Below are 21,683 nucleotides of genomic sequence, written 5' to 3'. Positions count from 1 at the left end.
ATACGGCAGTTCCATTCCGGAAAACGAACCGAGTACGGTCACTGAAGTACGATAACCGCGATGGCAAACTCGAAAGAGCCACCGAACCTTGCAAGAATCGCCGACGGCTCATCTCAACTGCTGTGGCCTTACGCTTAACTTTATCGAGATATCGCTCAATCGCGCCTGGGTCAAGATCCATGTGTGTCACCTGAAAAGCTTATGGGGCTCAGATGTAAGGGCAAATCGATGAACAGAGGATGGCGGGCCTGCTCTTCGTTTGAAGGGGGTTCGAAGAGCTACAACAAGATATGCCTATCGTCGATTTCCGAAAGCTAAAGAAACCACTGAGCCCTGTCAATCAGAAACTGCAATTTAACTAATAATTCCTCACTCGACCACGTCTGCAGAAACCTCTCGATGGTCAAAAACATTGCGTTTCCGCGTTAGGTCGGATTTGTCTTTCACTAATCTGGATGGGTCTGATACATTCTTTGGGTCTCGCGTAGATTCCAATCTGGCCAGTCAAAGATTTGTTCGTCGCTTGATGCAACTGCGTAACCAGAGGGCTTCAATGATTGCAATATCCGTGCAAAACGGCGAGGCAGGGACTGACGTCTATGTGACGGTGACCGACGCGAATGTTCAGGCACCCGGAGGCGTCACGAACCTTGGCATGATTCACCCGGGCCTATCGGTGCCATCGAACGTACAAGAAGATCTGAACGGAAGATTCAGCATAACGACCGTCACAACGGCCGCGAATGATGGGGCCAGAGTGAAGAACGGCGGACCATTCATTGGAAGTGCAGGAGACGTCGTAACTGTCGATCTTTTCGGCGTATGACGCTACGCTGCCTTTACAAAATCAAGGCATGGCCCGGGTTTGGCTGACGAGGGTTGACGCTCCTAAACTTGTTCGCATATGTAGGTTTCTGTTCTAGAAAAGAATCCCCCACGATGCATCCGGCCTCACGATGCTCGATCACTGCCGACTCACGCTACAGGTTTGAACCAGCAGGCGGAGGTAGTGGTTGAGGATATTTACCGAATCATTCATGTCTGCTGTGTGCAAATTAACCCGGACGTCGGGATGTTGAAGTGCCGCGCCCAATCCATGCCCCCATCGGCTTGTTATCGGATATGAGATTTTGCGTCCGGATACTATCATTTGTACGCATTAATCATTATTTGCAACGACCACTGGGTTCACGCCTGCATTGTTGGCTGCGATTGTGAATGCCTGCGCTACGTCTGCATCGTTGCAGGCGGCGATGGCATCCCAGATCGAGACGCCGGCGGCGGAAACGGCACAGGCGGCGTACATCGCAATGTACGCGGTCGCGAGTACCCCGGCTACCTCCCCGCCGGCAGCAGCCAGTGCCGCCGCGTCGATACCGAGGGCGGCCGTTGCCAGCAGGGCTCGCAACTGAAGACCCTCTGCCCCACCTGCCGCGCGGAACGCTGTAGTGATAGGTTTGAGCCGGGCAGCGAGATCCATAGCGTTGGTTATGACCCCGTCCGGGATCAGATATGGCTTCATGCAGTTTGCGAAATCGTCCTTGAATGCCATTTTGTTTTCCTTTTGGTCACCGTTAGAGGCTGGACTGATGACTTTTCAATCGGGGTGAGACGTTGCCCTCGTTTCCCGCAATTGTAAAGTGAAATCTCTATCAACGTCTGTGCGATGCCGTGAAATTTGCGGTGCGGAATGTTTGAATTCCGCAGGTGATTTGTGGGCGTCTGCGAAGGCGTTGAGCATGGGTTGGCTCATTGTCAGCCAACACGATTTTCCGACAACCATAAATATGCGAGAACGTACGCTGCTTATCTCCTCCTTTGTCGATTTCTGTTCTCGTCCATTTTGAACCTTTGAACCTTTGAACCGAGCAGCATAACACTCAATGATTGAGCAACCCTTGCTATCGTCGCGGACACCTATAAATCCGTAAAGAGATTGATTGACACCATGTACTTGCTATGCAAGCATGGCCGGGTCTCCATCCCTACTTTTCACACGGATCAAACCATGGCTGAGCTGCTCAGTGGTTTCTCACGTCGTAATCTTCTGACCGGTGCTGCGCTAGCCGCTGCAGATTTCGCTCTCACGGGATGCCGCCACGCATACCTTCTTCGCCCTCCCACGCCGGCATTGCGCCCGCTCACGATCGACGTCCACTGCCATATCTTTAACGGCACCGATCTACCCATCATTCCTTTTCTCACAAACGTCTTCGGCGTCAAAGCAGATGAAGCCGAAGCCATTGCCCAGCTCATAGGAGATGCCGGCGTCAAGGGCTCGGACGAGCTCAAAAAACTCGATGAACTTATTAACGAATACAACAACCAAGTCGTCCGGTCAGGTCCAGATGCGGCTTCGCAATATCTTCAAGGTCAACTGAAGCAATGGCGCCAGCAGACGGTGACAAAAATTCACGACAAGCTCGGTAATGCTCTACGCAAATTTCACGACGCCGAGAAGCAAAAGGTCTACGAGAAGGCGCTTGAGGGCTCATCGCCTGAGCCGCTTGAAGCGAAAGCTGGAAATAATACACCCGCTCCTCAACTAGACAAGTGCATCGACGGAGGCTCTCACCGCTACAACCTCTTTGGCGTCCTCGGCATGATTTATGAATACTGTTGTGCACGCAGCGTGTGCGCACAGGATTACCTCAACACATTCTGTCCTCCCGCGCGTCGCGGTGTCGATCTCATGTTCGCCAGTCTCGTCGATTATGACTGGTGGCTTGCGGGGGGTAAGCCTCCGGAAACCGACCTAAAAACCCAGGTCGAAATCATGCAGCGCATCACCGTGCTCTCCGGAGGTCGCGTGCATGGCATTGTTCCCTTCTGTCCGCTCCGCGCCGTCGCACATCGCTCCGGCAAACCACTCGCCGACTGGGATCCGCTCGATTTCGTGCAAGATGCCATCCAGAACAAGGGTTTCATAGGCGTTAAGCTCTATCCGCCCATGGGCTTCGCTCCCTACGGCAATAAGTTTCTCGATGCCGTTTGCGACTCATCCAACCTCTGCCCGGATTTCTTCAAATCGAACCCGTTGCTCGGGTCACCCAGCTTCTGGAACGACTCGGCCTTCCCCAAGTGGCTCTATGAAGGACCTATCTCCTACAACGATGGCAACCCTCCGCAGCGCCTTGGCATTCGTCTCGATCAGGAACTGGACCGGCTCTATCAATGGTGTATTGAACATCGTGTGCCTATCATGGCCCACACCAACGCCACGAATGGAGTCTGCAGACAATACGAAGCCCTTGCCGGCTACGACTTCTGGGGCCTCGCTCTCCAGCAATACAAAGACCTCCAGGTTAACTTCGGCCATCTCGGCGGCCTCAGCAATCGCTTTGACCCTCCCGGCCAAATCGACGATCTCGACGTTCCCGCCGAATCTCAGGGCTTCGTCTCGCTCATGAACAAGTATGCGTCCGTCTTCGGCGACGCTGCATTTCAAGACGGCATCCTGCACTCTGCGCGCGGTCGCTTCGACACCATGGTCAAGCGCGGATATCCCGCGAATCCCATCCTCAAGTCACGCTTCCTCTTCGCCACCGACTGGAGTCTGCTCATGGAAAGCGGTGGCGACAAACCCTACCTCAAGAACTTCCTGGCTCTGTTCGACGAAATCGACAAATCCTCATCGTACGGCCCGGACTTGAGCGCGGCGCAAGCCTTCTTCGGCGGCAATGCCGCCGTCTACGCTGGTCTGCGACAGTCCGAGTGCACTCGCACGCGCCTGCAGATTTTCTACAGTGCCAACAATATTCCGCAACCCGAATGGACATCCAAAGTGGACGCCCTCAGCTCCCGCCTCCCGACGTCGGTTCCCTGTCCCAGGACCATCCCCTCATTGCCGCACCGAGTCTAGCGTGACGCGCGGGGCTATTGCAATCGAAGTTGAACGAAAATCGCCCATCACAATAGAACAGAACTTGATGGCAAAGTTCTTGAGTGTAAAGCCGTAGCTGCAGTCGCAAAGAGGCGGTTCGTCAAAAGCCGGACTTAAGGGCTCTTACCGAGTTGGGCGGCAACAGAGCCGCACGATCCATAAGCTCAAAGCGCACTGGCATCAGCGGACGTAACGGAATCGGTACCGCCGTTCCCATCTTGACCTTGGTGAATTTCTTCATGGTGGCGGACAGCTGGATGATTTTCGCACGATCGATCTGAATCCTCGTTGGGCCGAGTCGAATGGGAGTTCCGAAGAGCGTCGCGGTCGAGTTCTGATGGTCCAGGTGAAAAACGATCTCGTCGCGGAACTGTTGTGGCACGACCGTTGCATTCTCCGGGGACTCGATAAGTGTTGGTGTAAATCGGTTAAGCTCCAGCGGCTCGTTCAGGGCGAAGGCTCTCAAGATCATGAAGGTTTCTTCTTCGTCACGAGGTAGCTTCAACGTGGCGGGCATGGGGAAGTTGACGTTGAACCTCGTTGCGATGGACGCCAGATCTTCGACGAACCTGAAGAATCCCGGCTTGAAGGAAAGCGGCAACGGATCGACTGAGAGCGTACATAAATGGCCGTTCAGTTTGAGAGACGTGAGCTCAAGCGTGCATCCGGCCTGCAAGAGCTTCAATGCGCCGCACGCCTTCGCGACCTCCCGGATATTCTGTCCCGGCAGGTTCGTAGAGATCGTTGCCGTTACTTCAGAGGCGGTGTTCAACGGCAGCACAAGCGTGATTCCCAACGGTTGCGTGCTCGCCGAAATGATCTCGACTTCTTCCGCACCGGATCGCATTTTACGAAACTCCACATAGTCGAGCGTCGCCTGGCTGTCTCCTTTGGAGAACATCAGCTTGAGCGGGATGATGCGATCATCCGGCATGGATCGAACGCTCATCGCGAGCGATCCGGGAACCAACTTAATTTGGGAAAGGAGAGGGACCGTGCTCTTGAAGGCGCGGATTTCCTCATGGTCCCAGATCTGTTCCTTGCCCGTCCGAATGAAGTCCAGAAACTTCTGCCCGCCTGTCTCGTTGAACTGAAAGCGACCCAACCGGGTCTTGTCGGAGAGCTTCATGGTCTCGTGCGTACGCCCTAATGATCTTGCGTCCGTCAGTCATCGACGGGTCACTTCATAGGTAAAGCGCGGGTCTCGCTCCCGGAGGCGATCTAACTATTCTTCCACGTTATCTGTTGCCAGCTTTTCGAGGTCCGCGTCCTCAATAGAATCCATCCCACTGGCCGCCGCCTTGACTAGGGACCTGAGTTCCTGCACATCAAGCATCAAATTCGGTAAAAAGTGATTCCGGATCGTGCGTCGAAACATGAGTTCCCGGGCCAGTTCCATCGCGTCGAAGGGGTCAGCCACGGTGATGCCTTGGTTTGCGTACGATTCCTGCAGCCGCTTGAACCAGCGTGCAGCTTTCGTATCGAGATTCAGGTTCAGACAGAGTATCCAGAGCAGCTTCAGGGGAGTGATATTGTTATCCAAAAGCAACAGTTCCATATTTGATGGGGATCGGACGGAGCAATGAACTATTGGCTTACAACCCATTGGCCGCGCCCGCAAAGTACACCGAATAGTGAACCCTACGCGGATGTTTGGGTTAAGAACGGGCAATGGAATGTCATTAAGCAGTTGGCTCCTGGGGATCTGGTCTTCATATACGAGTCGAAATCGGGCCCATTGCCATTGGGTCACAATCCGGACGGAAGCAGGTATACGCTGCCAAAGGCTCAAGGAAAGGCCGGCCTCGTAGCGCTTGTTCGCGTTATCGAACGCGCGATCGAACCGCCAGATAGCGTTGAGGATCTTTACGATAATGGCAAGGTAATGTGGTGGCGCTATCGGGCTCTCACCGAACCTGTTAACTCTGGAGCATTCATCCCGCGGGAAGAGTTTCTCCCTCTCATCGGCTACAGCGCGAATTGGAACCTTCACGGGTTCGGAGACAATCATTCGGGTGTGAAGCAATTGACCGCCGGGGAGTTCACAGCCTTACGCGAAATGTACGAAGAATTCGCCGATCGGGAGGATCGAATCCGCGTTGAGAGCAATATCCGTGGAGGACAATTCGGTGGCCCAGGCGGGGAAGGTGACGTGCACCGAGACTTGAAGGAGCGAATCGCTGCTGATCCATCTGCGGTCTTGGGCGAAGACGGCTTGAGTCTATATAAAGTTGAATTTCCCTTTAATTGTACGGGGGATCGCATTGACGTCGTTCTGCGCGACAAAGACAAAAAGTTCGTCGCCGTCGAAGTTGAGGTGGAATGCGATCGAAACCATTTGGCGGGGGCGCTGCAGTGTATGAAATACCGCGCAATGCTGGCCTATTATTTTGAGCGCCCACTTGAGGAGGTGCGGTGCATTTTAGCAGCACACGAGATTGCATCTGAGGTCAACGCACGTTGTGCCGCCTTTGAGATAGAAACGATCATGGTGGCAAGACCAATTAGACCAAGCACTGTTGGCAGCACTCTTCCCATCGGCAGTGTAGCCGTTACCTGCTAGCGGACACCCGACCGTTTGAACAGGCGGATTGTGCAACTTTTCGATAAGTCGGCAAGTGTCACCTGATCCGCCGGGTTTCTTCTGGATTGGTGACTTCAGGTCGATGCACGTTTCCAGGATGCCCTACAAGGGGAGGTGCTGGCTGCAATCAATTCCGCCACCCAATTCACTGATACGAACTCACCAAGTCCGCCGGAGTCGTCGTCGAGCAAGTCATCCGTCCCACCGGCCTCATCGACCCGCAAGTAGAAATCCGCCCCGTCAAAGGCCAGATCGACGACCTCCTCGCCGAGATTCGCGACCGCGCCGCCAACAACCAACGTGTCCTCGTCACCACCCTCACCAAGCGCATGGCCGAGGACCTCGCCAACTACTACACCGAAGTCGGCGTCCGCTGCCGCTACATGCACTCCGAAATCGAAACCCTCGAGCGCATCCGCCTCCTCCGCGACCTCCGCAAGGGCGAGTACGACGTCCTCATCGGCATCAACCTCCTCCGCGAAGGCCTGGATTTACCAGAGGTGTTGCTTGTTGCAATATTGGATGCCGACAAGGAAGGCTTCCTCCGCAGCCAGGGCTCACTCATCCAAACCATCGGCCGCTCCGCCGGCCACCTCGAAGGCCGCGCCATCCTCTACGCCGACAAAATGACCGACAGCATGCGCCGCGCCATCGACGAAACCGACAGACGCCGCGAAAAACAAGTCGCCTACAACGAAGAGCATGGCATCACGCCGCAAACCGTCATCCGCTCTATCAACGACTCACTAGCCGCCATCCTCAAAGCCGACTACGCCGACCTCACCGAAGAAGCCGACACCGCCACCCTCGACTTCGCCAACCAGGCCGACTTGGACGGCTACATCACCAAGCTCGAATCCGACATGCGCGAAGCGACCAAAAAAATCGGATTCGAAAAAGCCGCCAAACTCCTCGACCAAGTCAAAGAACTCCGCACCAAGGAGTTCTTATTCAGCTGACGCAATTGAAGGGAAACCGACGTTGAGTGCCCGTTGAAAGCCCATCTCTCCGGTTTGATCGTAGATACATAAAGGCAGATCAGCCTTCGGCATGCGAATCCGACCAAACTCCACCGCAAGCGCAAGTGGCATCGCGGGAAAAACATGCAATAAGGTATCTTGCTCGTGGGCTGCCTTGATTCGGTTCATCAAGAAACGCATCAAGACCCTAAAGTCAGAGGTCTGCTGTCTCGACTTCAGGAAGTCGTTTGAAGGCTGATCAATAGCGACATGCCAAATAGAGGCATCGGGGAGAACCGTCAGCACGCGTGATTCGTTGACGTTTGCGCTCAACGAAAAAACGAGAGCCGGGGAGCCCGTCTTATCGTCTGGCTCCGAAACCTTAAATTCAGGCAGCTCGCTAGCATCGCGCCATTTCCAGTCGGGCGGCTCACGATGCAGTTGATACACTTCAGCTGCTTGGATGTCGGAGATCAGTGCGCCGAGGGCTATGAGGAGCGGCTGAGGAGCCATCGCAAAGATCGACAGATGTTTGATCGACCCATTCACCAACAAAGGGCGCACGTGCTGCGAGAACTGTGCCCTCAGATTGGCTTCTTCGACACGCCAGTATTCTTCGTTCCGATCTGTGAGCATGCTGTTGTGCAGGCCGATTTCCACTGGACGCGATTCGGCGGGATACCAGTCCGGCAACATCGCCGGAACTGCCTTTGCCATGGACACCGGCGCGCTCTGACTGCCAATGTTGGCGCCGTACAGCAATACGTGGCTTTGCTTTTCTTCCGTCAGCGAACACACGAGCTCTACCCTATCCTCGTGCTTACGCTTCATTTGATGAAGTCGCTCTACCGGATGCTCAGCGACTTGAATCTTGTCAATCAGACGGTGATGCTTATCGCAAAGGATCATCAAGTTCGATAACTGACTGCCAAGGAGAGGAGAGAGAACGGCGTCGCCGCGTGGACCATCAACGCTGTCCGCGACTATGTGAGCTATGTACGCAGAGTTGAATTCGGCCTGCGTGAGCGCATCAAGCCAAAGTCTGTCGTTGCAACCCTCGTACTGGCAACGCCCACCCGCCTTCCCCCACAGGCGCACTTGGGTAGATACTGGGATGTAGCTTGTCGACATCTAAAAAATCTCCCTTATCAATCAGATACCCTTGACACAGGCGAACGATAAGCGAATAGTATCACTATTGGGAGAGTTAGATTATGTTAGCAATTGAGACTCACGTTTTCCATGATTCAGCGAGACGTACAGGATTTGACGACCTATTATTTGAGATTTGCGAGGAACTCCAGATATCGCCAGCCAAGTACGCGCTAGCCGAAGAACGCTACAAAACGATCGGCACCCTCCTCTGCGCGGCCAATAGCCCGTTTGCCGAAGAAGACCCAGAAATTTATCCGCAGGGCTCTATGCGGCTCGGCACCACCGTTCACCCCCTTGATGGCCCGTTCGATCTCGACTTCGTGTGCCAATTATCCGTCCCTTACCGCCCGCAAAACCCCATGGAGCTGCTGAATCGGCTCTATACCTTCTTCAAATCCAGCACCCGGTATCGGGATATGGTGGACCGCAAGAACCGTTGCGTGCGACTCACATACGCCGACGATTTCTACATGGACATACTGCCCGCATGCCGGGATCACGCGGCATGCATAACCTGTATCCAAGTGCCAGACCACGCTCAGAAATGCTGGAAAGCCAGCAATCCATTAGGCTTCGCATCATGGTTCCAGAAACGCAGCCAATACCGAATGTATAAATTTGCCCAAGACAGGGCCATGCAGCAACCACTACCCGGTCTGGAGGCGACGGAAGAGAAGGAAGTGCTTCAGCTCGTAGTGCAGCTGCTGAAACGGTGGCGTGACCTGTTCTACGCTGAAAGTGACTTTCCGCCTATCTCGGTAGTGCTCACAACCCTTGCGGCCGAAATCTACAGAGGCGAGGACTCCACTTCCGTCGCCCTTCTCAACGTATTGGAAGGAATTGTAGAGCGTATTGAGCAAGCTCATGCACAGTCGGTACGCCTCTCTGTGATCAATCCTGTTCACCCTGACGAAGATTTCAGCGAACGTTGGGACAACAGGGATGAAGCCTACGATCATTTCGTTCATGGCATCAGCAACTTTGCGGCACGCTGGCGGGAAGTTTGCACAAATGATGAAGATCCCAAGCGGGCCTTCAAAGAGCTGTTCGGCGAGGATTTGCTCCCAAAGATCTTGGAGAAACGCGCAACGCGAGCTCAGAATCTGCGGGAAAATCGTTCGCTCGGCATACGCCCATCGGGCGTCATCACATCTGCTGCGACTGCAGTGACTCAGATGAGACCCAACACAAATCATGGCGAAGAAGCTCAAAAATAAAAAACAAGAGCTGACGCTTGCCCAGCAAGTCTTCGCGATGACCAAGTATCCGCAGATACATGCATCCGTCAAGCGGCAACGGCAAGTTGTATGGAGAGGCCCGTGGCAACCTTCGGACATGAGCGCTACCTACGAGTTGCGAATCATGTACGCCCAAGGCTTCCGACCCAAGATTGAGATAACCCATCCAATCCTGACGCTCGCCACGGGGCAGGAACATCTTCCCCACACGTACGATGACGGGCAAAAGGATATCTGCGTTCATGAGCCAAGAGATTGGAACTCAAATCTACTAATTGCAGACACGATAATGCCTTGGATCTCGCAATGGCTTTACTTCTATGAAATCTGGGTGGTCACCGGCAAATGGTTCGGCAAAGGAACACACCCCAAACTGAATCGCCACGCAACCTAATTTCCCGACAGCAGAGACCCCATCCATACGCCGCACTTTGGCGGAAAGTGGTGTTGGAGAGTGGCTGATGGACAAAAATGGCGATCCATCTCGGTAAGCCATCGGCGCAAAGGCGGCTTGCTTGCACCCCAAAACGCCTAGTCCAACCCGTCGTTCATTTGCTGTTCCGACGTCCCGTCCGGATCTCTAAGGACGTTATCGGCCTTCTCAACAATTTTGACGTGCTGGATCACATCTTGCTTACCAATAATGCCCTCTTCAGGGCCGTCGGGATCAGGCGGGTTGATTTCGATATCCATTGGCCTGTGTCACTCATTTCCATGACGATAGATTTTCCAGAATAGATGTCCCCACTTCACAGGACAAGCGAATTTGCCGGGTGCCCCTCGATAAGGAAGAAAGCGTTGTCAAGGGCAGGGATATCCTGCCGGTGTGTTCGACACCGCGCGTGGGCCAGGGGGTTTGAGAGGACAGTAGCTTTGGCATCGCGCGTTGATCAGTTTCGGTGGAGGCTATAGGCCTGACCACGATCCATCGATTCGGTCGAAATTGCGACCATGATTTCTCTTGCGGACATCCCGCCTGCGTAGACGAACGAGAGACCCCCTGTGCCTGCAGCCACCTGCTGTCTGCCAGAAATCCTTCTGGCAAAGAAAGCAAGAGGTGGTTTAGCCGAGATGATCTTTGTGCATCCATGATGCACATAATCATCCATCTGCAAACATCATGTAAAGTTCATATAAACTCAAAAACGTGCGTCTTGAACGCACGTTTGTGGCTAAGTTCGAACCTGCCCGTCATACTGGATTTGCGCTTTAGAGTTCGTAAAGACGATCCCGGCAGCTGTGCGGCACTTGCCGCACAACTGCCAAGGACGTACTGGAAGAGTTTTGGGCTGCTCCCCCACGGGTTCAGCCCAAGTCCGCTCGGTTAAATTTTGGTAGCAAATTGGTAGCATTGGTAGCAAACTGGGCCGGTTTTGCCGACTCAGCCGACCAATAACTGCTTATCCGTCAACAACTTAGGTTTTTGGTCGTTCCATGGCATGGAAGAGGTCATCGGTTCGATCCCGATCAGGTCCACCAATAAATTCACACAAAATCGATAGGTTGGTTCGACGTGCGGTTGCTGTGCTACTGTTAGCGTCTAGTGCGGAACAACTTTAAAAGCCATTGCCATCACGATCCCCCAGCCCTGCCCGGTAGGTGTTATTGAGGTTGTGATTGACGATGAGGCGTTTGTGTCATATCCATCGACGTCACCGAGCGTGGTTGCTGTACCGACTGTCCAAGGTGACCCGACGCCTTTTGCTTGTCCCCCCACATAGGAAGCGAAATAGGCAAGTTCATTCGCGCCTGCGAGCGTAAGCGTAGCGACAGGATTAGTGTTGGTTGTTGTGGCGCCACATCCGTTGGTATCGGTGTCGAACGCCGGTGTCCCGCCTGATACAGAGAACTCATACGCCCAGACTTCATCTACATAGTCCGCATTGGTGTCTGAGAACACCACAGTGTTGGTCTTCACTCCCCCTGGAGAGGAGAGCAAATAAAAGAGCCACGCATGACTGGTGACCGATCCGCCAGTACACGGGGAGTGGGGGGAGAGCGTAAAGACATTTCCGGCTCCATCTTTCACTCCAGTCGACGCAACTGTGTTATCGATGACAGCGGCGCCGATGACTAAGTCTCCAGGTGTTACGGCGTTGGCAAATGTGCAAGTATTCGTGGTATTCGACTTGGGATGGCACTTTTGCACCAAAGTGAAAACAGGCTGCAAAGAGGTTGAGTTGACCAAGACACTTTGCGTCACTTGCGTGGCTGCCGAGTAATTGGCATTGCCTGCCTGATTGACTGCCACAACGACTGTGCCAATGCCCGTGATGTTCAAAGTGTTCCCGCTGATGGTTCCAGGGCCAGACAAGACACTGAAGACGATGGGATTGCCTGATCCTCCTCCGGTGGCCAACAGCGTGATCGGTGCAACTCCGTAGGTCACCGGCGATGCGGGCGCGGTGAAGGTGATAGTTTGTGAAGCCTGGTTGACGACGATACTTCGCGTGACCTGCGGCGCCGCCGTGTAGTTTGCATTGCTCGTCTGGTTGGCAGCCACAACGACTGTCCCAGCGCCTGTGATGGTCAACGTGTTGCCACTGGTGCTTCCTGGGCCGGAGACCACGCTGAAGACTACGGGATTACCAGAAGCTCCGCCCGTTGCTGACAACGTGATCGGCGCGGCTCCGTAAGTCACCGGCGATGCAGGCGCGGTGAAGGTGATAGTTTGTGAGGCCTGGTTGACTACGACGCTCTGCGTTACCTGCGGCGCTGCCGTGTAGTTTGCATTGCCCGTCTGATTGACCGCTACAACGACCGTGCCAATGCCCGTGATGGTTAGAGTATTGCCGCTGATGGTTCCAGGGCCAGATAGGACACTGAAGACCACGGGATTGCCTGATCCTCCTCCGGTGGCCGACAGGGTGATCGGTGCAACTCCGTAAGTCACCGGCGATGCAGGCGCGGTGAAGTTGATAGTTTGTGAGGCCTGGTTGACTACGACGCTCTGCGTTACCTGCGGCGCTGCCGTGTAGTTTGCATTGCCCGTCTGATTGACCGCTACAACGACCGTGCCAATGCCCGTGATGGTTAGAGTATTGCCGCTGATGGTTCCAGGGCCAGATAGGACACTGAAGACCACGGGATTGCCTGATCCTCCTCCGGTGGCCGACAGAGTGATCGGTGCAACTCCGTTCAACACGGGGGACAAAGGCGGCGTAAAGCTGATGGCCTGAGATGCCGGATTAACGGTGATGCTTTGCGTCACCTGCGGCGCTGCTGAGTAATTGGTATTGCCTGCCTGGTTGGCAGCCACAACGACCGTGCCAATGCCCGTGATGGTTAGAGTATTGCCACTGGTGCTTCCTGGGCCGGAGACCACGCTGAAGACCACGGGATTACCAGAAGCTCCGCCCGTTGCTAACAACGTAATCGGCGCGACTCCGTAAGTCACCAGCGATGATACGGGCGTGAAAGTGATGTTCTGCGTTGATAGTAGAGAGATGGAACTGCTGGCTGCCATCTGACTTAGACTCAGCGACGAATTCAGAGCGAGCGTTGCAGTCAATACCTCGCTGGAGGTGCCAGAAGGCACGATGAGATTGCCGAAAGCAGCCAACCCCGAAGTCAGATTTACGCTGGTTGTTCCGGTCAAGGTCACCGGGCTACCGGAAATCGAAACTAAGCTGTCCGCAGCGGCCACGCCGGAGCCGCTCTCAGTCAGCTGCACTGCGGGTGCAGGCGACAGTGTCACTCCCGCAGTCGCGGTAGAAGGCGGCTGGGTTGTAAAGGACAATGCATAATTGGTCTCGACGGCTCCGGCATCCACGCAGGCAGTAGTGCCGTAAGTCGTGCTGCGCGTGAAGCCGCGCTGATCCGCGCTCAGACCGCTTGCATTCGCTGCTGTTCCCGCGCAGATGGCAGGACTACCTGGCAGCGGTAGCAACGTCTGTGTGAGACCGCCGTAGTTGGCCAACGGTGCCAGAACAATGTCGCTCACGCTTACCTGATTGCCGCCGTTGTCGATGTAGGCAGCCCCATCGAAATCGGCTGCGGTCTGCGCGGTGTTGCCAGACACAATGGTGTTCGCCAAGTTGACCGTACCACCAGAATTTTCGATGCCGCCGGCGCTGGCGCTGGCATTGTTGGCGGAGATTGTGCTGCTGCTCACCGTTAGTGCGCCCTGGTTCCAGATGGCGCCGCCACTGCCTCCAGCGTTATTGCCCGACAAGGTGCTGTCAGTTAACATTAGTGTGCCGCTGTTAGTGACGCCTCCACCGTTGCCAGTTGTGTTATTGCCTGAGAGTGTGCAGGAGCTCACTGCCAGAGCGCCCTGATTGTTAATAGCTCCTCCGCCCGAGGGGGAGTTGCCGTTCGCTATGGTCAATCCGGTGAGGCTTCCGCCTGTTGCACCGGCGCCAACGGTGAATACAGTATATGAGTTAGCGCCGCTTACTGTGACCGGGCTGGCCAAACCTGAACCACTACCGATGATCCTCGTATTCGACGGTATGTTTAGACCGCCGTTGCTCAACGTTATGCTGTTCTGAGCCAGAGTGTTGTTCACCGAAAACACGGTCGAGTCGAAACTGATGTTCGTTGATACCGAGTTGGTGGCATAGAGCAAGGCATCTCGCAGGCTGCAGGACGCATCCGTGCCTTTGCCTGGGGCGCTTTGTGGACTGCAGTTCGATGCTGTCCCAGCATCATCGAGCGCCGTCGTTACCACGAGATTCGGGACCGGTGGTGGAGAGTTCGATGTTACGACGACACTTTGCGTCACTTGCGGCGCTGCCGTGTAGTTTGCATTGCCTGCCTGGTTGGCAGCCACGACGACTGTCCCCACGCCTGTGATGGTCAGTGCGGTGCCGTTTATGCTTCCCGGACCGGAGACGATGCTGAAGACCACTGGATTGCCCGAGCCTCCAGCGGTTGCGCTGAGCGTGATCGGTGCAACTCCGTAAGTCACCGGTGATGCAGGCGCGGTGAAGTTGATAGTTTGTGAGGCCTGGTTGACTGCGACGCTCTGCGTTACCTGCGGCGCTGCCGTGTAGTTTGCATTGCCTGCCTGGTTCGCTGCCACAACAACTGTCCCCGTGCCTGTGACGGTCAGTATGTTGCCACTGGTGCTTGCCGGACCAGAGACCACGCTGAAGACGATAGGATCGCCTGATCCTCCTCCGGTAGCCGACAGCGTGATCGGTGCGACTCCGTAAGTCACTGGCGATGCGAGTGCGGTGAAGTTGATAGTTTGTGAAGCCTGGTTAACGACGATGCTTTGCGTCACCTGCGGCGCTGCCGTGTAGTTTGCATTGCCTGCCTGGTTGGCAGCCACGACGACTGTCCCCACTCCTGTGACGGTCAGTGCGTTGCCGTTTATGCTTCCTAGACCGGAGACGATGCTGAAGACCACTGGATTGCCCGAGCCTCCACCGGTTGCGCTGAGCGTGATCGGTGCAACTCCGTAAGTCACCGGCGATGCGGGCGCGGTAAAGTTGATCGTTTGTGAAGGCTGATTGACGACGATACTTTGCGTCACCTGCGGCGCTGCCGCGTAGTTCGCATTGCCTGCCTGGTTCGCTGCCACAACAACTGTCCCCGTGCCTGTAATGGTCAGTATGTTGTCACTGGTGCTTCCCGGACCAGAGACCACGTTAAAGACGATGGGGTTACCAGAAGCTCCACCCGTTGCTGACAACGTAAACGGCGAGACTCCGTAGGTCACCGGCGATGCTGGTGGAGTAAAGTTGATCGTCTGAGATGCCGGGTTGACTACAACGCTCTGCGTCACCTGCGGTGCTGGCGCATAGTTGGCATTGCCCGCTTCGTTCGCGGCGATCACGATCGTACCGGCGCCTGTGATGGTCAGTACACTGCCACTAATGGACCCCGGGCCAGAGACCACGCTGAAGACAACGGAATTACCCGAGGCTCCGCCTGTTGCTGACAACGTGATCGCTCCAGCGGGGATTGCTTTGACAGCCATTGCCATCAAGATTCCCCACCCATGCCCTGGAGGAGTTATCGCTGTTGTGATTGAGGATGAGGCATTCGTATCGTAGCCATCAGCATTGTGAAGTTGTGTGAGTGAGCCTAGGGTCCAGGGCGATCCAACACCTGTTGCGCCTCCGCCCGTAATATAAGAAGCAAAATAAGCAAGCTCGTTGGAGCCCGCGAGCGTCAGCGTGGCAACTGGGTCAGCGTTGCTGCTAGATATACCGCAGCCATTGGTATCGGTATCGAATGCCGGTGTTCCGCCTGACACAGAGAACTCATATGCCCACAGTTCGTCCACATAGTCAGCATTGGTGTCCATGAACAGCACGGTGTTGGTACTAGCTCCTCCCGGGGACGAAAGCAGGTAGAAGAGCCATGCATGACTGGTGACCGGCCCACCCGTGCATGGTGAATTTGGCGTGAGGGTAAAGGCGTGTCCGGCTCCGTCTTTGACGCCCGTCGACGCGATTGTGTTGTCGATAATGGCCCCGCCGATGACCAGGTTCCCTGGTGTCACATTGTTCGGGAAGGTACAGGTATTTGTGGTGTTCGACGTGGGATGACACTTCTGCACTAACGTAAAGACAGGCGTCGACTGTATCGTCGATCCAAACGTCACCGGTGATGGAGGTGGCGTGAAGGTGATTGTCTGTACCACTTGGTTCACGACGACACTCTGAGTCACCTGAGGCGCCGGCGAGTAGGTTGAATTCCCTGCCTGGTTGGCGGCGATCACAACTACTCCTGCGCTGGTGATGGTCAGCGTATTGCCGCTAACGCTTCCAGGGCCGGAGAGAATGCTGAAGACGACAGGATTGCCTGAGGCTCCGCCCGCTGCCGACAGAGCTATGGGACCCACTCCGTAAATCACAGGCGATAAAGGTGGCGTGAAGGTGATCGCTTGGGTCGTACCACCTGACGTGCCAATGCCGCCGACGGCGATCGTCTGAATCGCCCCAGCAATATTCAGCGCATTGTCGGTGACCGTCACATCTTCGCTCAAATTCGCGGCGGACTTGGGTGTGAAGTAGATCGGCAGATCGCACTGCCCCCCCGGCGTCAGGGCGGTTGTGCTGGCGCAGGCATTGCTGTCGCCTGTCGCCTCGGGAAAGTCCATGGGGTAGGTGAGGGCTGAAAACGTCAGCGCCTGGTTGCCGATGTTCTGAACCTGCACTGTTTTCGGGCTGTCCGAACTCGTAGAACCCACTTGAGTAGTGGTGAAGCTCAAGGATGGCGCATCGGCGCGGTCTATCTTTACCACCCTGGCATTGCCCGTATCGGCGACGTACAGATTGCCGGAGCCATCCATTGCAAAGCCGGCCTGATTGCCAAACCCTATAATAACGCTACTCTGTGTGCCGCCGGTAGTTACCTCGTATACCGTGCTGTCGTTTTGATCGAAGACGTAGACACTGCCCGCAGCATCGACGGCCACTTCTGAGGGCTTGCTGAATCCACTTCCAACAGTAGTCTGTGTTCCACCGGAAGTAATTTTATAAACAGCTGGAACGCCTGGATCGGCGACGTAGACGTTACCCGCTCCATCCACAGCGACACTGGAGGGCTGGATAAAACCGCTGCCCATCTTGGTTTGGCTTCCACTCGGCGTTATCTCGTAGATAGCTGGAAGGCCGGGGTCAGCAACGTACACATTGCCCGCCCCGTCCACCGCTACGCTCACGGGCTCTACAAAACCGCTGCCCACCTTTGCCTGCGTGCCACCCTGGGCTATCTGGTATACCGCAGGTGCATTTGAGTCGGCGACGTAGACGTTGCCGGCGCCATCCACCGCCACACCGGCAGGCTTGCTAAATCCACCGCCGATCGTCGACTGCGTACCTGTTGGGGTTACTTTGTCTATCAACTGGGCGATTGCGTCAGCAACAAACACATTGGCGGCCACATCTACTGCTACCCCATCAGGACTGGAATATCCGCTGCCCACGTTGGTCTGCGTACCACCTAAGCGATAGGCCACCTGTGCGCCGGTTCCAATCCCGTATATGGGGATCATAGCGAGCACCGTGCCCGTATTGTTAGTGCCCGAATAAAAGACCACCGCGCCACGCCTGAGCCCTGTCGCCTGTGGCACGAAGCTAAGGTTCACCACACAGTTTGTAGCCGCAGAATAGGTTGATGCCGTACAAGTACTCCCCGCCGCGTTGGCGAAATCCTTGCCAGTAATACCGGTGCTAAGAACTCCGATACTGCCCACAGTCGTCCCTGCTGCAATGCTTGCGCTCAAAACCTGTGACGAACTCGTCGATCCAACGGCTTGCGAACCCAAGTTCTGGTTGTAGGAACAACCAGCGATAGACGGTACGGCCGCGAACGTTGGACACCCCCCACTCGACGGCTGCTGTGTACGGAATGACGCAAAAACCCCATTCCAACCACTTTTACTGGTTGCATTGCACTTTGAATTTCCGGAATCCGTCTCCGCTGTTATCGTTGCCATCGAAGTTGTTATGGCTGCCGCTGCAGGGTTTCCGCCGTAGTCTAGTTGGTGACCATAGGTGACATTGCCATTAACCGAAAGCCCCTCTCCAGCGCACGCAAAGCCCGCAACAGCTAATTCATTTGGCTGGTCTGGAGTGAGACTGATCAGGCTGGGAGCAGTTGTGGCCGCCGCAGTGCTTACGGCTCCGGCGCAATTTGAGGAGATCGTTCCTACTCCCTCAAGAAAATCTACAGCCTGAATACCATCGGTCCCGTTTACGATAGCGCTGGTAACTCCACCGACTCCACTGCATACATAGAAGACACAAGCATACGCGCCTGAATCAGGAGTGCCGCAAGTCCCATCAAGCTTATACGCCTGACCCTTTGAATCCGTAACACTGAGATTGGATACCGTGGTGTAATGGCCAGGAAAGGCGATAACAATGTTCAGATTCCCGGCAACCGTCGCTGGGAATGTAACCGTAGGACCACCATTTACTCCGACTGCCTGGCGTACGGACTGCGCCCCCAAATTTAGACTGCAGCACAAGAAGAGCAATAAGAGTCTGGGCCACATACCGTACCCCCTTCAGCGAATCGTTCGGTGCTTAGGGCCCAATATCCTAATCTGGCGTTCCCATATGCGGCGATCTCAATGCAGGCATTGAATCGAAGCGACAGAACGTCACGATGATTCTCTTGCTCGTCGAAAGCTCCTCGGCAAGCCTTGCGTAACCAGAAAGGCAAACCCTTCTGTCGAACTCCTGCCTGCTGACAGTCCATTGCACTGGAGGCATCAAGAGCTGATCAAAAAGCGGCGGACTGTGCGGTCAAGCCAACGGGTAAGGAAAATAACGGCGGCTAATTATGGATGGACCTAGATTCAAATGCAAGCTGAAATCCAACACTCCACTCCGAGATGAGCGAAGTCTTCGCAGGTGTGGATATAGAAGTGTGTTCGATATCGGCCTTCTTCATGATTCGGGTCCATTTTTTCTTAGTGCTTGCGTCTGCGCTCTTACGGTGCCAGCCGGACGAGTGCATCTAGAACAGCGTTTCAGGTTCACCCGCTATTTCGATGGTCATCGTCCGCTGACGGTTTCAACCTTACGCGAACGCGGGCACACTTGAGGGCACATCTCTTTCTTAAGAAGTGCTCCCTACGTGCCTTATCGTTCCCGTCGATTCCACTGCACATCTCTCATTCTATTGATGTTTAGTTGAATGGCATGGAAGAGGTCATCGGTTCGATCCCGATCAGGTCCACCAATAAATCAACAACTTAGTGACATTCGTTTTCTGTGGATTGATGGCATTTGGTCGCAGCGCCAGCTCATCAGCTGGACCGGTCCTTGAAAGCGTTGCTTGGCGGTTCGATCGGCAGCCCCGTTGCGCGCCATGCATGAAATCCACCGACTATGTCCGTCGCGCGCCATAGTCCGAGATCCTGCAGAGCGGCTGCCGCGAGGCTTGAGGTGTAGCCTTCGGAACAGAACACGATTACCTGGAGATCATGATCGGTTGCGACCGGCAGCCGCGTGCTGGAGGCTGGGTCGAACCGCCACTCGAGTACGTTACGCTCGACAATCAAAGCGCCAGGAATACTGCCCTCGATCGTGCGCTGGGCCTCAGGACGAATGTCGACGAGTACCGCCTCTGCTTTGGCCGCCGACTCATTGGCCTCATCCGGAGATAGCCGCCGCAGTCGGGCGCGTGCCGCAGCAAGCACTTGTTCAATGCTCAAGGCACCAGTCTGGTTTGCAGGTTTACCTCTCTGCACGTGCCACTCCTGACGAAGCGTCTCAGCTCGCTCAGACGCGCGTTCGCGCGGTACGAGTTGATTCCCATCCAGTTCATACTCGTTCATATCGGTGAGTGGAGGAGAATATGCATGAATGCTGACGGCCGGCGCGACGGAGGCATTACGGACATCATGTGCGTAGTCGGGACCGAATGCGCGCGGCTTGCCCGGATGGATCACAAGGGTCTGCTCACCGGGACGATGCTCCTCAAGGATACCGGTGGCTACGACGAAGGCTCCCGAGGACTCGCCGTGGTCGTGGAAGCCGGTGGATTGCCCGGGCAGCCAGCTGATTGCCCAAATGTCATAGTCCGGACCTTGGAACAGACGCTCATACCAACGGTGTCCGGTGCGCAGGCGCACGCGATCCATCCATCCCTCCGACGACGCGAACGAAAGGACGATGTCGGTAAGTTCCTCAGGTGTTCTCAAGATCGCGCCGGATTCGCTCTTCGCTGATATGAGTACGCTGCTGGTTTCACGTACGAGTCCTTCCTCTGTTGCGAGTTGCATGGGATATCTCTCCAAAGCTGAGCCGCCGTAAACAGGCCCGCGCACGGATGCCGGCTTGACGGATACAGGGGCAAAAGATGCAGGGTTTTGGATGAGCTTTGGAGGGGCGTTTCAGAATCCGAAGATGTCGCGGCTCACCCGAGGAGAGGCTGGTCGCAGCGACAACAATGAAGCAGGGGAGACGCCATACTCTGACGCTAGCATGGGCTGAAGAATCGGGTCAATGTTTGAGTTCAGAGCGGGGCGGAAAACGTGGCACAGCATGAGGAAACGACTTAGTCCCATCGAGGTGAAAGCCCGGGAGGACTCACTATCCGGCCGTTTGGTTGTGCAAGGTTGTGTATCGCGGCCATGTCTTTGGACGCGAGTTCAAAATCGAAGACCGCCAGGTTATCTGCCAGGCGATTTTCATTGGTGGTTCGCGACAGAGCGACCACTCCGTCCTGCTGCACCAGCCAACGAAGGACGACCTGGGAGATTGCCTTTTCGTAGCGCGAGGCGATCTCCTTCAACGTCGGATCGGAGAAGACCCTGCCAACGGCCATCCCGCAGTATGCCGTAACCGCCATTCCTGCGCTGCGTGTGGCGGCGACAATGGCGGATTGACTCAGGTAGGGGTGATACTCGAACTGATTTGTAACCAATGGAGTCTCTGACAACTGCACCGCCTGCTGCAACAAGGCTTTGTTGAAGTTGCTCACCCCGATGTGCCGGACTTTGCCGGACTGGACCACCGCATTCAGGGCGCCTATCTGATCGGCTAATGGAACCGCGTCGGTCGGCCAATGCAGGAGAAGCAGGTCGATGTAGCTGGTGCGAAGTGAGCGGCGGCTTTCATCGACAGATAGCGCAAATCTGGAAGGGGGATAATTTGCGACCCAGACCTTCGTCGTGATAAAGACTTCGCTTCGGGGAATGCCGGACAGCGCCACGCCTTCGCCAACCTCAGCTTCGTTGCCATAGACCTGCGCGGTGTCGATGTGACGAAATCCCGTCTTCAAGGCTGCCTGTATCATCCTGACCAGACCTGTCCCGTGCATACCGTAGGTGCCATAGCCCAACGCTGGAATTGCGGCGCCATTGGCGTTGATGTAAGGAGCGGGGACCACGGTACTGTGACTATCGATATCAATTTGCATTTCAAAATCCTCAAAATACCCAAGCATGG

At 55.3% G+C, this 21,683-nt stretch carries 13 protein-coding genes and 1 pseudogene; 6 read left to right on the top strand and 8 right to left on the bottom strand.

All coding sequences use genetic code 11. The features are described from left to right. Positions 1–553 precede the first annotated feature (553 nt). Positions 554–826: a hypothetical protein gene (locus RBB82_RS14470; protein WP_433971350.1), complete on the top strand. Its 273-nt coding sequence runs from the start codon at positions 554–556 to the stop codon at positions 824–826. 333 nt (positions 827–1,159) lie between these two features. Here the strand turns inward: RBB82_RS14470 and RBB82_RS14465 are convergent, their stop codons facing one another. Further along, positions 1,160–1,552, bottom strand: coding sequence for a hypothetical protein (locus tag RBB82_RS14465; RefSeq protein WP_433971349.1), 393 nt, complete (start codon positions 1,550–1,552; stop codon positions 1,160–1,162). A 456-nt stretch (positions 1,553–2,008) separates the two neighbouring features. Between RBB82_RS14465 and RBB82_RS14460 the strand changes: the two genes are divergently transcribed. Beyond that, positions 2,009–3,862: a hypothetical protein gene (locus RBB82_RS14460; protein WP_433971347.1), complete on the top strand. Its 1,854-nt coding sequence runs from the start codon at positions 2,009–2,011 to the stop codon at positions 3,860–3,862. A gap of 121 nt (positions 3,863–3,983) precedes the next feature. Here the strand turns inward: RBB82_RS14460 and RBB82_RS14455 are convergent, their stop codons facing one another. Together RBB82_RS14455 and RBB82_RS14450 are read right to left on the bottom strand one after the other, a co-directional pair. After that, on the bottom strand, positions 3,984–5,012 hold the full coding sequence (locus tag RBB82_RS14455; RefSeq protein ID WP_433971346.1) for a hypothetical protein: 1,029 nt from the start codon (positions 5,010–5,012) through the stop codon (positions 3,984–3,986). A 96-nt stretch (positions 5,013–5,108) separates the two neighbouring features. Continuing rightward, entirely contained in the window at positions 5,109–5,441 is a 333-nt protein-coding gene (locus RBB82_RS14450) for a hypothetical protein (protein ID WP_433971344.1), read from the bottom strand. A 24-nt stretch (positions 5,442–5,465) separates the two neighbouring features. Between RBB82_RS14450 and RBB82_RS14445 the strand changes: the two genes are divergently transcribed. Both RBB82_RS14445 and RBB82_RS14440 read left to right on the top strand, forming a co-directional pair. After that, the gene (locus RBB82_RS14445) at positions 5,466–6,446 is read left to right on the top strand and encodes a hypothetical protein (RefSeq protein WP_433971343.1); all 981 of its coding nucleotides are present in this window, start codon (positions 5,466–5,468) and stop codon (positions 6,444–6,446) included. Between the two features lie 173 nt (positions 6,447–6,619). Then, positions 6,620–7,426 (top strand): annotated as a pseudogene (locus tag RBB82_RS14440) (helicase-related protein); the annotation flags it as partial. On the opposite strand, the gene RBB82_RS14435 reads toward RBB82_RS14440, so the two are convergent. Then, positions 7,415–8,335, bottom strand: a complete 921-nt coding sequence (locus tag RBB82_RS14435) for an SAVED domain-containing protein (RefSeq protein ID WP_433975387.1) — start codon at positions 8,333–8,335, stop codon at positions 7,415–7,417. The pseudogene RBB82_RS14440 and the gene RBB82_RS14435 overlap by 12 nt on opposite strands. A gap of 305 nt (positions 8,336–8,640) precedes the next feature. Between RBB82_RS14435 and RBB82_RS14430 the strand changes: the two genes are divergently transcribed. Then, positions 8,641–9,798 (top strand): nucleotidyltransferase domain-containing protein, encoded by a 1,158-nt coding sequence (locus tag RBB82_RS14430; RefSeq protein WP_433971341.1) that lies wholly within the window; start codon positions 8,641–8,643, stop codon positions 9,796–9,798. Then, complete coding sequence (locus RBB82_RS14425) at positions 9,776–10,213, top strand: hypothetical protein (protein ID WP_433971340.1); 438 nt, start codon at positions 9,776–9,778, stop codon at positions 10,211–10,213. The genes RBB82_RS14430 and RBB82_RS14425 overlap by 23 nt, the downstream gene beginning before the upstream one ends. 137 nt (positions 10,214–10,350) lie before the next feature. On the opposite strand, the gene RBB82_RS14420 is transcribed toward RBB82_RS14425, so the two are convergent. The 4 genes from RBB82_RS14420 to RBB82_RS14405 all read right to left on the bottom strand — a co-directional run bounded on the left by RBB82_RS14420 (position 10,351) and on the right by RBB82_RS14405 (position 21,654). Further along, the gene (locus RBB82_RS14420; RefSeq protein WP_433971339.1) at positions 10,351–10,512 is read right to left on the bottom strand and encodes a hypothetical protein; all 162 of its coding nucleotides are present in this window, start codon (positions 10,510–10,512) and stop codon (positions 10,351–10,353) included. 847 nt (positions 10,513–11,359) lie between these two features. Next, positions 11,360–18,733 (bottom strand): choice-of-anchor Q domain-containing protein, encoded by a 7,374-nt coding sequence (locus RBB82_RS14415; RefSeq protein WP_433971338.1) that lies wholly within the window; start codon positions 18,731–18,733, stop codon positions 11,360–11,362. A gap of 804 nt (positions 18,734–19,537) precedes the next feature. Further along, a complete protein-coding gene (locus RBB82_RS14410) occupies positions 19,538–20,515 on the bottom strand; it encodes a rhodanese-like domain-containing protein (RefSeq protein WP_433971337.1) in 978 nt (325 codons plus the stop codon). Between the two features lie 275 nt (positions 20,516–20,790). Beyond that, positions 20,791–21,654 (bottom strand): aldo/keto reductase, encoded by an 864-nt coding sequence (locus RBB82_RS14405; protein WP_433971336.1) that lies wholly within the window; start codon positions 21,652–21,654, stop codon positions 20,791–20,793. Positions 21,655–21,683 lie beyond the last annotated feature (29 nt).

The organism is Tunturiibacter lichenicola (assembly GCF_051013355.1).
Lineage (GTDB): Bacteria > Acidobacteriota > Terriglobia > Terriglobales > Acidobacteriaceae > Edaphobacter > Edaphobacter lichenicola_F.
This window is presented reverse-complemented; position numbering and strand designations above follow the sequence as displayed.

Bases quoted from the DNA above. Each gene is read 5' to 3' on its own strand.
- RBB82_RS14470 (WP_433971350.1), top strand. From the start codon at position 554: ATGATTGCAATATCCGTGCAAAACGGCGAGGCAGGGACTGACGTCTAT.
- RBB82_RS14465 (WP_433971349.1), bottom strand. From the start codon at position 1,552: ATGGCATTCAAGGACGATTTCGCAAACTGCATGAAGCCATATCTGATC.
- RBB82_RS14460 (WP_433971347.1), top strand. From the start codon at position 2,009: ATGGCTGAGCTGCTCAGTGGTTTCTCACGTCGTAATCTTCTGACCGGT.
- RBB82_RS14455 (WP_433971346.1), bottom strand. From the start codon at position 5,012: ATGAAGCTCTCCGACAAGACCCGGTTGGGTCGCTTTCAGTTCAACGAG.
- RBB82_RS14450 (WP_433971344.1), bottom strand. From the start codon at position 5,441: ATGGAACTGTTGCTTTTGGATAACAATATCACTCCCCTGAAGCTGCTC.
- RBB82_RS14445 (WP_433971343.1), top strand. From the start codon at position 5,466: ATGAACTATTGGCTTACAACCCATTGGCCGCGCCCGCAAAGTACACCG.
- RBB82_RS14435 (WP_433975387.1), bottom strand. From the start codon at position 8,335: ATGATCCTTTGCGATAAGCATCACCGTCTGATTGACAAGATTCAAGTC.
- RBB82_RS14430 (WP_433971341.1), top strand. From the start codon at position 8,641: ATGTTAGCAATTGAGACTCACGTTTTCCATGATTCAGCGAGACGTACA.
- RBB82_RS14425 (WP_433971340.1), top strand. From the start codon at position 9,776: ATGGCGAAGAAGCTCAAAAATAAAAAACAAGAGCTGACGCTTGCCCAG.
- RBB82_RS14420 (WP_433971339.1), bottom strand. From the start codon at position 10,512: ATGGATATCGAAATCAACCCGCCTGATCCCGACGGCCCTGAAGAGGGC.
- RBB82_RS14410 (WP_433971337.1), bottom strand. From the start codon at position 20,515: ATGCAACTCGCAACAGAGGAAGGACTCGTACGTGAAACCAGCAGCGTA.
- RBB82_RS14405 (WP_433971336.1), bottom strand. From the start codon at position 21,654: ATGCAAATTGATATCGATAGTCACAGTACCGTGGTCCCCGCTCCTTAC.